Origin of the sequence: Autumnicola aciditolerans (assembly GCF_041679265.1) — a bacterium.
Taxonomy (GTDB): Bacteria; Bacteroidota; Bacteroidia; order Flavobacteriales; family Flavobacteriaceae; genus Autumnicola.
The window spans coordinates 16,828-29,906 of sequence record NZ_JBGFSM010000011.1 but is presented as its reverse complement, the minus strand read 5'-3'; the positions used below and the strand labels follow the sequence as shown (position 1 = coordinate 29,906).

Below are 13,079 nucleotides of genomic sequence, written 5' to 3'. Positions count from 1 at the left end.
ATCAACCTTTTAAATTAAAAAAGGTGATCCTGAATAAAATCGGGACCACCTTGAATGTTTTCACAACGGAATAATCCTTATTGTGAATTGCTTCAGAATTGTAGAACGAATATAACAAAATATTTTAAATGAAAAGAATTTTAGGACTGGATTTGGGAACTAACTCCATTGGATGGGCATTGGTTGAGATCGATAAAGAAAATTTTGTGGTTAATGTTATAGCCCTTGGTTCAAGAATCATTCCAATGGATTCTGGCGAAATAAGCAAGTTTCAAGAAGGAGCCACGTTAACCAGTAAAGCTGCCAATCGTACTGATTTGAGAAGTGCTCGAAAAAACAAGGAACGTTATATTCTTAGACGTGATAGATTACACGTTATCCTCAATATACTTAAGGCATTACCTGAACATTATACAGTTAATATTGACTTTGGAAAAAAAAGAGGTCAGTTCAAAAATAATACTGAACCAAACTTAGCATATTATGAGGGTGATAAAGGAAAAAAGCGATTTTATTTTCTAAACTCTTATGAAGAAATGTTAAGTGATTTCAGAATAAAGCAACCTGAGCTTTTTTATGGAAAACCAATTAAAAACAACTTAGGAAAATCCATTGGAACTAAAGAAACAAAAATCCCTTATGATTGGACACTTTATTATTTAAGGCAGAAAGCTCTCAATGAAAAAATATCGTTGGAAGAACTTTCTTGGATTTTATTGAGTTATAACCAAAAGCGAGGATATAAGGCTGTTCGCGGATCTGATGAAAAAGAAAACGATAAGGAAGTTGTAACCAAGCAAGTACTATCGGCAATCAAAACAGAGGACAACACTTTTAAAATAGAACTTGGCGACAAGCCAGAGGAGAATCAGGAGGCTGTAGTTTTCTTTACCTATTTTGAAAGAACAAATATGCCTGTCACCAAAGTTGGGGATTTTAAGGAAGTTGAAATGAGCCATAAAATTGATGAAAACGGAAAAACTATAGAGACGGAGTATCTGATTCAGGAAATTCAAGAAAGAAAAGTTGTTGACGTAAAAAAAGGCAGTAAAAATAAATCTATTTTAGTCTTTGATTCCGGTCTTGAAAAAGAGGATTCAAGGAAAGATGCTAAAAAGCTAATTGGCCAGAATCTTGAGATCATAATTAAAACAACCTATTTAAAAGATGGTATTCAAAAATCAGGAGCGAGGGCTCAAAGTATTAGTATTCCAGACGATAGTGATTGGAAACTAAAGAAGTTAAAGATTGATGCAGACTTAAACGCATTTATAATAGAGAATTCAGACAATAATAAAAATGTAGGTGTTTCAACTTATTTGTATGAAAAATTACTCGATAATCCAGATTTCAAAATTAAAGGTGGCACAATAACCGTTATAAGCAGAGATCATTACAAAAATGAGCTTACTGCTATTTTAGATAAACAAAAAGAGTTTTATCCTGATACACTTGATGACATCGCTCTATTTAAAAAAGCGGTTCAGGCACTTTATCCTAAAAATGAAATACATAGAAAAGAATTACTTAAAAAAGATCTAACCAATTTCATTGCCAATGATACTATCCTTTTCCAACGTGAATTAAAATCCAAGAAGTCCGAAATCAAAAATTGTACGTATGAGGCACGATTTTTTAATAAGAAAAACAACGATACTTATAAGGATTTAATTCAAAAAAAGTTAAAGGTAGTACCGAAATCTAATCCATATTTTCAAGAATTTCGTCTTTGGCAGTTAATAAGGAACCTGAAGGTTTATGCCTTTCAAAAATCAGATGGAAAGGATATCAAATTGAATGTCGACGTAACCCAAAAAGTTGTTGCAAAACTTGCAAAGATTAAAGATCTCAATGAGTTAGATGAGGAAAAATTATATCAACAAGGGATAAATATGTTATTTTCATTCTTATTTAATCGTCGTGAAATAACCGAAAAGCAATTTTTGAAATTCCTCAATTTAAATGAAAAGGAATATTACTGGAACCGTTCCAGCCGTGATCGTGATAACGACAAAATAGCGAGCCGAGAAGGATTTCCCTGTAATGAAACCCGAGCTAAATTCATAACAAAACTAAGACGTGTAAAGATAGATGACGAGTCTTTTAATTGGGAAGCGTTCCTAACCTTTGAAAATACTTTTGCCCTGTGGCATTTTGCCTATTCGATAAAATTAGAGGACACAGCTTTTAGAAAAGCGCTCAGTACACTATTCACGAAACTTTTAAACCAAAATGATTTCAGTTTAAGATGGTTAGACCCATTAATAAACGAGTTCGAGAGTATTCGCCCATATCCAAGTGATTTCGCTAACTACTCGGAAAAAGCAATAAAGAAGATATTGCCTTTAATACAAACAGAACAATATCAAACTAACCAAACCTATATACATTCATTCAGTGAGAAGTTAAAAACAATAAAGGATAAATGGGAAGCGATTGAGTGGGACAAGGAGAAAATATCACAAATTGTTGATAAGGAAGACTATTCCAAAGGGACCCTTACTGCATTTCACAAGAAGAGATATGACTTTAACAAGAAACCATCATTTTTAAATACAGACCAAGCCTGCTACTTAATTTACAATAAATATTCTGAAGTAGGCGAAACTCATCAATGGCATTCGGTAGAAGCAATAAAGGATTTTATAAAAAATGATTTTAGGCAGCACTCACTTAACAACCCTGTTGTAGAGGGTGTGCTGATTGAGACTATGAATTTGGTCTGTAAGATTTGGGAAACTTATGGCAATGAAAACGAAAAGTTTTTTGACAACATTCATCTTGAACTTTCGAGAGACCTCAAGAAATCAAAAAAGGGTCGAGAAGCAATTAGTGACAGAAACTCGAAAAACAAAGCTACAAACAAGAGGATAAAACAACTGTTGACGGCTCTTAAAGAGGATATAAAAGAGCAAGATATAAGTGAAGAAAAATTCAAGCAAAAAGAGCGCTTAAAGCTCATTGAAGAAGGCGCACTAGATATCATAAAATACGATAAAGGAAGCGAATCCTATCATTTTAAAGACAGTAAAAAAGATGATGAAGGGAAGTCCTCAATTACAAAAAAAGAGCTAAGTTCAATCAGCAACAAAGCAGAACTTACAAGAAGCGAGTTAGTCAAATATAAGCTGTGGTTAGAGCAACGTTACCAATCACCTTACACAGGAAAGTTTATTAAACTTTCCGATTTGTTTAATAGGGAAAAATATGAGATAGAGCATATACTGCCTAAAAAGAGAGTGAACCTTGACGCTATGTACAATAAAATTATCTGCGAAACGGAGGTCAACAAAGTCAAAGACCAGTTAACAGGTTACGAATTTATAAAGACGTACAATGGCGGTACAATTTTTTGTAGTGCCCATAGTAAAGACACTGAAGTCTTAAAGCCACTTGATTATAAAAAGCTGGCTGAAAATAATTTTTCAGGTACTAAAAGGGATATTCTATTAAGTGAAAATATACCTAGTAAATTCACAAACGCCCAATTTGTAAATACTGCTTATATCGGTAAGATTGCTATGAAATGGCTAAGTAATGTTGTGAGAGCCGAAGAAGACGACGATTATTTCAAATCGAAAAACCTGCTTTCGGTAAACGGAATGGTGACTTCCATGCTCAGGCAAGACTGGCATCTTAACGATGCTTGGGGTGACTTGGTCAATGACCGCTTTAAAAGACTGAACGCCATAACTGATTCTAAACTGTTTGGTGAAGAAAGAATTATCAACGGCCATAAAATTTTTGTAGGAAATGTGCCCGAAGAGATTGATGAGGATTTCAGCAAAAAAAGAATAGACCATAGACATCACGCCCTTGATGCACTTGTTGTAGCATTGACCACGCAAGCACATATCAACTATATTAATAACATTCATGCAAAATCTGCTAAGAGTGAAATTCATCAAAAATTAAAAAACAAATTAACGTTCAAAGGAAACAATGGTAGAAACTACAAATTGCCTTTTGAATGGTGGAAAGAAGAGCCAAAACTTTTATATCAAGGCGAAATTACCGAGGATTTTCCAAAAATCAAAAATCTCACTAAGAAGGCGTTAGAGGATATTATTATATCTTTCAAGAAAAACAATAAGGTGGCTACCCAAGCCACCAATAAAATTGAACGTTGGGAAACTATAAATGGAAAAAAAAGAAAAGTTTTGGTTTCGCAAAATGATCTGAGGAAAGAGAATGGGAATGAGAAGAATTGGGGGGTGAGGAGGAAAATCCATAAAGATACTTTATATGGAAGATCAAAATTGTACCAGTTTAAAACTGTAGTTTCTATTGAGGAAGCTTTTGAAAACATAGATTTAATTGTAAATCCGAAACTACGCGAACAAATCAAAGGTTTTAAAGAGAAGGGTAGAAGCAAAAAAGATATTGTTAACCTTTTGGAGATCAATGGTATAAAAAAAATTGCCGTTTATATAAAATATATTCGGTCAAGATTTAAAGGCAAATTAGATTCTTCTTTTGATGAATCAAAAATCGAAATGGTGACTGACCCATCGATAAGAGAAATTTTAAGTGCTCATTTAAAAAATCCAAAATATCAAAATCAAGTCGATGAAAAGAATAAAAAAATAAAGCCAGAAGAATTGGCATTTTCGACTCAAGGTGTTAAAGAGATGAATGATAACATTAAAATCTTGAATAAAGGACAAAATCATAAACCCATTTATAAAGTTGGTATTTATGAAAAAGAAGGTGAGAAATTTCAGGTAGGCGAAGCTCCCCATAAAACAAAAAGATTTGTAGAAACCGCCGATGGCGCTAATGTCTACTGTGGTATTTATGAAAAGGAAGGGCTATTTAGCCAAAGGCAATTTTTCACTCCAAAAATTAAAGATAGCATTGAAGCTATTAAGAACAATGAAAGGTATTCATTAGAGGAGAAAAAAATAATTGAAAATGAAGTTTATAACCTAAAATTCATTTTACAACCTAATGATTTGGTCTATCTGCCTTTTGAAGAGGAAATTGAACAGATTAAAGATGGAGTTGGGAATATTAAATCAATGATCTTAAACAGATTAAAGTCCGACCCTCTTTCAAAAATTAGAATATATAAGTTCAATAATGCTTCAGGTAGTACTTTACGTTTTGTTCCACAAATCATTTCAAATCCAATTTTGCAGTTGACCGGTGCTAGTCTTAAGAGTCTTAAAGAAATTAATAGTGAGAAAGAATTTAAAAATTTAGAAATTAAAAATGAATTGGGCGGAAAAGGTTCTATTTCAAACTTAACAAGAGAATTAATTAATGATAGGTTAAACAATTCACAGGATTTACAAATAAAAGACTACTGTATCAAACTGAATGTTGATAAGCTAGGCAGAATACAATCTTTAGAATTATGATCAAACGTACCCTCTTTTTCGGCAATCCGGCTTACCTCAGCACCAAGAATGAGCAACTGGTGATTTCATTTCCTGAAAAGGAAAAAGAAAATAGAACCGAGCCTATAGAAGATATTGGGGTGCTGGTCCTCGAAAACCCACAGATCACCCTTACCAACGGACTAATCACTAAATTAATTCAGAACAAAACGGCTGTAGTAAATTGTGATAAGCAACATCTCCCCTGCTCGCTCCTGCAACCTCTTGTAGGCCATACCGAACAGACCGAACGTTTTGCGAACCAGCTAAACGCCAGCCTGCCGCTAAAGAAGAATCTCTGGCAGCAAACTGTAAGCGCAAAGATTTCAAATCAGGCCAATCACCTGTTCCGCCGTGGCAAAAATTATAAAAAACTGGCAAGATGGGCGAATGAAGTTAAAAGCGGTGATAATGAAAATCATGAGGCCATAGCCGCGGCGCACTACTGGCAAAACCTATTCGAGATTGAAGGTTTTAGCCGGTATCGCAATGGCATTCCACCCAACAACCTGCTGAATTACGGCTATGCGATCTTAAGGGCAGTGACCGCAAGAGCTTTGATTAGTTCTGGCATGTTGCCAGGTGTTGGCATTTTTCATCATAACAAGTATAACGCCTTTGCCCTGGCCGATGATATTATGGAGCCTTACCGCATCTACGTTGACGACCTGGTGTATGAAATTGTTAGTACTGGTGAAGATATTAAAGAATTAAATACTTTTCTAAAAAGTCAGCTTTTACAAATCCCTGCAATGGATGTGGTAATCGATGATAAAGTGAGTCCGCTTATGGTGGCGATGAGCCGCACCACTAATTCGTTACAGGAATGTTTTGCTGGGATGAGCCGGAAGATATTATATCCGGTGTATGAATAGTCGTTTAGATATCACTATAGGCAAACGGTCGTTTGGGTACAGCCGCATAGGAGGCCACTCAACGACCACTCAATGTTGGCTAGTAATATTCGGGATAAAACTTATGCCGATTTTATTGTGACCTGCGCCAGGTGGTTGAGTGATTTTCGATAGAAAATCTTATCGGAGCCATAGGTGGATCGATTTTTTATATTATGAAAGGATATATGTACATAGTATTATGCAGTGATGGTTCATACTACACAGGTAGTACAAAATATCTTGAAAGAAGGTTATTACAGCATAATAACGGAACAGGATCAAGACATACATCAAAAAGATTACCAGTAGAATTATTGTATTATGAAGAATATTCCAGGATAGACGAAGCTTTTTACCGTGAAAAACAAATACAAGGCTGGAGTAGAAAGAAAAAGGAAGCTTTAATGAGGGGAGAAACCGAATTGCTTCCCAGACTTGCAAAAAAAGTATTTTCAATGAAAAGAGATTGAATAATAACGAAGATTTCGAATAGAATTGGTCGTTTCGATACAGCCGCTTAGGCGGCCACTCAACGACCATTCTAGGTGGCTGAATGACTATAGGTACAAAATTATGCCGATGTTATTGCAACCTGAACCAGGTGGCTGAGTGATTTTCGGCAGAAGATTGTACAGATATCATTGCGAAACCAGTCAGGTGGCTGAGTGATTTTCGGCAGAAAATCGTACCGATATCATTGTGAAACCAGTCAGATGGCTGAGTGATTTTCGGCAGAAAATCGTACCGATATCATTGTGAAACGAGCCAGGTGGCTGAGTGATTTTCGGCAGAAGATTGTACCGATATCATTGTGAAACCAATCAGGTGGCTGAGTGATTTTCGGCAGAAGATTGTACCGATATCATTGCGAAACCAGTCAGGTGGCTGAGTGATTTTCGGCAGAAAATCGTATCGAAGCCACCGGAACTGGAAATTTTATTACATAAACAGTAACATGAACGATCGATTTTCACGCTTAAACCAATACAGAAGCATGTGGGTACTTGTATTTTTTGATCTGCCAACTGAAACCCGTAGGGAAAGGAAGGCTGCAACCCGTTTTAGAAAAAACCTTCTTGATGACGGTTTCGGGATGTTCCAGTTTTCCATTTACACCCGCTTTTGCCCCAGTCGGGAAAATGCGGAAGTACATATAAAGCGGACGCAACGGGCCCTGCCAAAGAAAGGTAAGATATGTATAATGCAAATAACCGATAAACAGTTTGGGATGATGCAATTATACCACGGGCAGAAAGAAGCAGAAGCGGAACAACCCATTCAGCAACTCGAACTTTTTTAAAAAGAAATTACAGCATAGCTTCATTCTTTAATTCTGTTTGGCATCCTGATGTCCAGGATAAAAATTGTCAGTTCGAACAAAGTCGAGACCTCGGTTTTCTTCCTTATTTTTCAATCCTGATATACCGCATAAAAAACAGAATACCAGCTTTTTAGGGCCGGTATCCTGTGAATCCTGAATAAAAATACAATTCTGAAAGCAATTCACAACAGATTCTCATTTTCTGTTTGCAAAGCTGCCCCTGTGAATCCTGAATAAAAATACAATTCTGAAAGCAATTCACAACTCGCTGGTAGCAGCCGTTTAAAAGAGTTGTCCTGTGAATCCTGAATAAAAATACAATTCTGAAAGCAATTCACAACAATTGCGCGAAGTTCTTTTTTATTAAGGACCTGTGAATCCTGAATAAAAATACAATTCTGAAAGCAATTCACAACGGTTATCCACTTGAATAAGCATCGAGGTTACCTGTGAATCCTGAATAAAAATACAATTCTGAAAGCAATTCACAACGAGCTCCGTCTCTGAATTTAAACTTGTAAACCTGTGAATCCTGAATAAAAATACAATTCTGAAAGCAATTCACAACCGATTAGTATTTCGATTTTTAATTATACTTCCTGTGAATCCTGAATAAAAATACAATTCTGAAAGCAATTCACAACATGTCTATTAAATTTGGGTTTACAATTCTTCCTGTGAATCCTGAATAAAAATACAATTCTGAAAGCAATTCACAACAGCTTTTGAATTTTTTCAAAATATTCTTTTCCTGTGAATCCTGAATAAAAATACAATTCTGAAAGCAATTCACAACGTTCCATGTATTTTGCCACGCCTTCAAACACCTGTGAATCCTGAATAAAAATACAATTCTGAAAGCAATTCACAACTGGTAAGCGGTTTTCCGTTCAGCCACATTACCTGTGAATCCTGAATAAAAATACAATTCTGAAAGCAATTCACAACCGTCGGCGGATCATAAACAAGTACCCGGTTCCTGTGAATCCTGAATAAAAATACAATTCTGAAAGCAATTCACAACCAGGTAGCCATTGGAAGCAAAATAAGTTTCCCTGTGAATCCTGAATAAAAATACAATTCTGAAAGCAATTCACAACACGGTTGGGTGAAAAGAGTATGAAAAAACACCTGTGAATCCTGAATAAAAATACAATTCTGAAAGCAATTCACAACAGCCATTAGTACGAAATAATCGCTTAATTTCCTGTGAATCCTGAATAAAAATACAATTCTGAAAGCAATTCACAACAAGTACTTGATACTTTCTATAATCGTATGACCTGTGAATCCTGAATAAAAATACAATTCTGAAAGCAATTCACAACTATAACAGTTTCATTTTTTGAGTAACATGGCCTGTGAATCCTGAATAAAAATACAATTCTGAAAGCAATTCACAACTTTTGATATTACCAATTTCGATCAGTTAAACCTGTGAATCCTGAATAAAAATACAATTCTGAAAGCAATTCACAACTGCAAGCGTAACATGAATATTTTTGCCTTCCTGTGAATCCTGAATAAAAATACAATTCTGAAAGCAATTCACAACAAACCCCTCATTCAGGACTTTTGATCTAACCCTGTGAATCCTGAATAAAAATACAATTCTGAAAGCAATTCACAACTCTTTCCTCAATTATTTCCTTATCCCCATTCCTGTGAATCCTGAATAAAAATACAATTCTGAAAGCAATTCACAACCGAAAGTCTCTTTAAACAGATCAGGAATACCCTGTGAATCCTGAATAAAAATACAATTCTGAAAGCAATTCACAACATTTTAAGGATTTTAAGGAATTGAAATAATCCTGTGAATCCTGAATAAAAATACAATTCTGAAAGCAATTCACAACAGTAGTTGTAAACAGATTTGGACTATTAGCCCTGTGAATCCTGAATAAAAATACAATTCTGAAAGCAATTCACAACTACCTAGATATTCCCCGGTCTTAAAGATCACCTGTGAATCCTGAATAAAAATACAATTCTGAAAGCAATTCACAACAGTGCCTGGAAAACTTCATCTTCGGTGGACCTGTGAATCCTGAATAAAAATACAATTCTGAAAGCAATTCACAACGTTATATTAACGCTGAATGCAGGCTTTTCTCCTGTGAATCCTGAATAAAAATACAATTCTGAAAGCAATTCACAACCCGATGCCGTTGCTTCCCTGGAAAAGCTATCCTGTGAATCCTGAATAAAAATACAATTCTGAAAGCAATTTACAACGGATTATGTACGTGGATTCCAATAAGTACGCCTGTGAATCCTGAATAAAAATACAATTCTGAAAGCAATTCACAACAAGCTGTCTTTTGTTTGTTGGTATGCCGCGCCTGTGAATCCTGAATAAAAATATAGGATACCACTACCACTTCGGCAGGCTCTTCACCGGCGCGATAACCACATCGCTTATTTTCCAGGAATAATCATACACCTTGTCATAAGCATCTTCCAGTTGGGCAGTATCTACTCCAGCTTTTGGAACTACCGCAATCTCCCCCATAAAAACCTGCCCGTCTTCCCGAAACCTTACCTTGGCATCCTGCACCCAGTCCCAGGAAAGCACCAGATCTTTTATTTCATTCATAAGAGGTACTTCTTTTTCCTTCTTTAAAGTTACGGGGCTACGATCCATTAAATCTGTTACCGCAGTGGAAACATAATTAATCCCGTCTTTTAAAACCGAAATGGAGATGAATAAAGCTGCCACAGAATCTGCCCACCACCAGCCGGCACCTACTCCCACTATTCCAACAATAGCCGCAAAGGCGGTCATATAATCTGCTTTTTGAGCTTTGGCATCTGTATAAAGTACTTTATTATGAAGGGTTTTTGCTTTGGGTAATTTTTTAAAACCAAGTATCATCGAGGGTACAGAACTATATATTAGAGCCACTATCATTACCCAACCCATCCAGATTCGCTCTCCAAAGATCATCCGGTTTCCTATGGTAGGATGTTCAGCCTTTATGAGGGACATGGAAGAATCGTAGATCATAAAAATTCCCATTCCTAATAAAGCGGCCGCCCCTATTAAAAAAGAAATAGAAAATACACGATGGTACCCGTAGCGAAATCTGTCATTAGGTGCTTTACTGTTTATTTGAGTGGAAATAAGAAAAGCCACCGAGGGCACCAATCCCAGAACGTCTTCCAACCATGCAGATTTCATGGCCTGTGAGGACCCCATAACCAGGTACATCACCACCACTACCGATAGCAGGTAAATCACCGTAATCCATTCTATTTTTTTGGCAGATTTAAGATCATCCTCAAGCTCTTTTGGAAGATGGTAATCCTGAATACTTCTCATGATTTACTTGATTTTTTAAAAATAAAGGTCTCTAACTGTTGCAACAGCCTGTTCTCTCCTTTAGGAACAAGAAACACGTGTTTCTTGTCATATGGAGTAGTAAGCCCTGCTTTCTTTTTCCAGATACTTTTCTTTGAAAAACCACCTGCCATTACCTGAATCTCATATTTCTCCAGTTTTTCGACTAGGTCACTCTCTGAACCTTCTTCAAAGTCTATTTGAAAGTGCTCATTTTCAGCAAATCTCTTTAGCATTTCAATTTCCTCTCCTCCATAAGATCCATTTTGCCTGGTCACGTAAGGAGGATTGATAACTGCTCCTACTTTAAGAGATTTTTGCTTTGCATTTTCGAACGAGTGATGTGGATCCTGAGGATAAGTGCATCCCGCAAAAGCCACAATTAGTAGAATGTATAGCTTTTTCATACTTTAAAATTACAAAACATCGTTCTGCTGCTGCTGCTGCTAGGAGTTAAAATATCCCTAAAACCTGCCTAATCAGGAAGCTATTGGCTATCTATGAATAGAACTTTGGCAAAAAGATTCTAAAATTTACGGGTTAGTTAATATCAGCGCCTGATTTTTAAAATGAGCACACAATTTCGGGAACAGATTTAAAAATGATTAACCATACAGGAAATGTATTTGCAGTTACCATAGCCTTCTCTGGAGAGAGCAGTAAATATTATATTTTAGAATACCTAAAAATTTTAACTAAAAAAATGTTAATACATTATTTATAATGTATTATCTTAGGGAATTAGCATTTCTAAATACCTGTAGCTATGAAAACACTTTATTTTTATGAGATGAAGAGCAAAATCATTGTGCTTCTGCTTATGTTCTTATGGTTAATGCCTGATTTTTCTTTTGCATTCCAACAGCAAAACACCGGAAGTTATACTGAATATAAAGGTATGGTGGTGAATAGTGCGAATAATAATCCAATCGCCTCCGCTTTAATCTCAGTCAACCGCAGTAATATCTCGACCATCACCAATGCAGCAGGAGAATTTTTACTAAAGGTTCCGGACAGCCTTACTCCTGTGACCGTGAATGTTTCTTATCTGGGGTTCAGCAGTAAAAACCTGCCACTGGAGTTCTTCAAGAATAATGATAGGGTAGAACTGGAAGAATCTGTAGAAAAACTTTCAGAAGTAACCCTTTTTGATGCTAAGGATGCAAGGTCTTTAGTGCGTAAAATGCTTGCTCAAAAGGATAATAATTATATTACTGAACAGACCCTAATGACTGCCTTTTACAGGGAGATTATTAAAAGGCGCCGTACCAATGTTTCCTTATCTGAAGCAGTGGTGAAAATTTATAAATCGCCTCATAATTCCAGAAAAAAGGATCTTGTGTCTATTTACAAATCAAGGAAAAGTACAGATTATGACAGGTTGGATACCTTGGCATTAAAGCTTAGGGGAGGACCTTTTAACAGCTTATATCTGGACCTTATAAAGTACACCGAGTATGTGCTGCAACCGGAAATGCTGGAAACTTATGAATTCAGTTTTGATGATCCTACAAAAATTGATGAGCGTTACATTTACGTGGTAAATTTTGAAGAAATGGATAAATCCACTCCCTGGTACTACGGTCAATTATTTATTGATGCCGAAAGCCTTACCCTGGTGAGGGCAAAATATGAAATGGATGTGGATAACCGGGACATTGCCACCAGGATGTTTGTGAAGAAAAAACCTGCAGGGTCCAAAGTATATCCTGTAGATTTATATTATGAGGTGGATTATGCTGAAAAAGATGGAAAATGGCATTTTTCGTATGGAAATGCCACCATGGAATACGTGGTGAACTGGAAAAAGAAAATTTTCAACTCCCGCTATACTGTTAACAGTGAAATGGTAGTCACAGATTGGGAAAGATATAGTGATAGCGAATGGAAGAAAAATAATAACATTATTGATCCTTACGTAGTAATGGCCGATGATGCCAGCGGTTTCTACGATCAGGAGTTTTGGGGAAATAACAATATTATTGAACCTGAAAAATCTATTCAAAACGCTATTGAAAAAATTAAGCGCAACATTACTAAGGAATAACCTTTCTTTTCAATTTGATAAAGCCGCCTTTTACAAATTAGTAAAGGCGGCTTTTATATGTTTTAGTTTAAGCATTCGATAGGTAAGATAG

Annotated in this window: 7 protein-coding genes and 1 CRISPR repeat array; of the genes, 5 read left to right on the top strand and 2 right to left on the bottom strand. The window is 35.9% G+C overall.

The genetic code is table 11. The features are described from left to right. Window positions 1-128 precede the first annotated feature (128 nt). The 4 genes from cas9 (at window position 129) to cas2 (ending at window position 7,577) form a co-directional block, all read left to right on the top strand. Window positions 129-5,363, top strand: coding sequence for a type II CRISPR RNA-guided endonuclease Cas9 (cas9, locus tag AB8M93_RS12595; RefSeq protein WP_373058183.1), 5,235 nt, complete (start codon window positions 129-131; stop codon window positions 5,361-5,363). Next, window positions 5,360-6,256: a type II CRISPR-associated endonuclease Cas1 gene (gene cas1, locus AB8M93_RS12590; protein WP_373058181.1), complete on the top strand. Its 897-nt coding sequence runs from the start codon at window positions 5,360-5,362 to the stop codon at window positions 6,254-6,256. The genes cas9 and cas1 overlap by 4 nt, the downstream gene beginning before the upstream one ends. Before the next feature lie 194 nt (window positions 6,257-6,450). Next, window positions 6,451-6,747, top strand: coding sequence for a GIY-YIG nuclease family protein (locus AB8M93_RS12585; RefSeq protein WP_373058179.1), 297 nt, complete (start codon window positions 6,451-6,453; stop codon window positions 6,745-6,747). Window positions 6,748-7,232: 485 nt separating this feature from the next. Next, window positions 7,233-7,577 (top strand): CRISPR-associated endonuclease Cas2, encoded by a 345-nt coding sequence (gene cas2, locus AB8M93_RS12580; RefSeq protein WP_373058177.1) that lies wholly within the window; start codon window positions 7,233-7,235, stop codon window positions 7,575-7,577. A 164-nt stretch (window positions 7,578-7,741) separates the two neighbouring features. Continuing rightward, window positions 7,742-9,912: direct repeats of the CRISPR family, unit length 46 nt; unit sequence CCTGTGAATCCTGAATAAAAATACAATTCTGAAAGCAATTCACAAC. Window positions 9,913-9,975: 63 nt separating this feature from the next. Here cas2 and AB8M93_RS12575 read toward each other — a convergent pair. Both AB8M93_RS12575 and AB8M93_RS12570 read right to left on the bottom strand, forming a co-directional pair. Continuing rightward, window positions 9,976-10,923, bottom strand: a complete 948-nt coding sequence (locus AB8M93_RS12575; protein ID WP_373058175.1) for a cation diffusion facilitator family transporter — start codon at window positions 10,921-10,923, stop codon at window positions 9,976-9,978. Further along, window positions 10,920-11,348: a transporter substrate-binding domain-containing protein gene (locus AB8M93_RS12570; RefSeq protein ID WP_373058173.1), complete on the bottom strand. Its 429-nt coding sequence runs from the start codon at window positions 11,346-11,348 to the stop codon at window positions 10,920-10,922. Before AB8M93_RS12570 ends, AB8M93_RS12575 begins: the two co-directional genes overlap by 4 nt. A gap of 359 nt (window positions 11,349-11,707) precedes the next feature. Between AB8M93_RS12570 and AB8M93_RS12565 the strand changes: the two genes are divergently transcribed. Continuing rightward, window positions 11,708-12,988, top strand: coding sequence for a carboxypeptidase-like regulatory domain-containing protein (locus AB8M93_RS12565; protein ID WP_373058171.1), 1,281 nt, complete (start codon window positions 11,708-11,710; stop codon window positions 12,986-12,988). Window positions 12,989-13,079 lie beyond the last annotated feature (91 nt).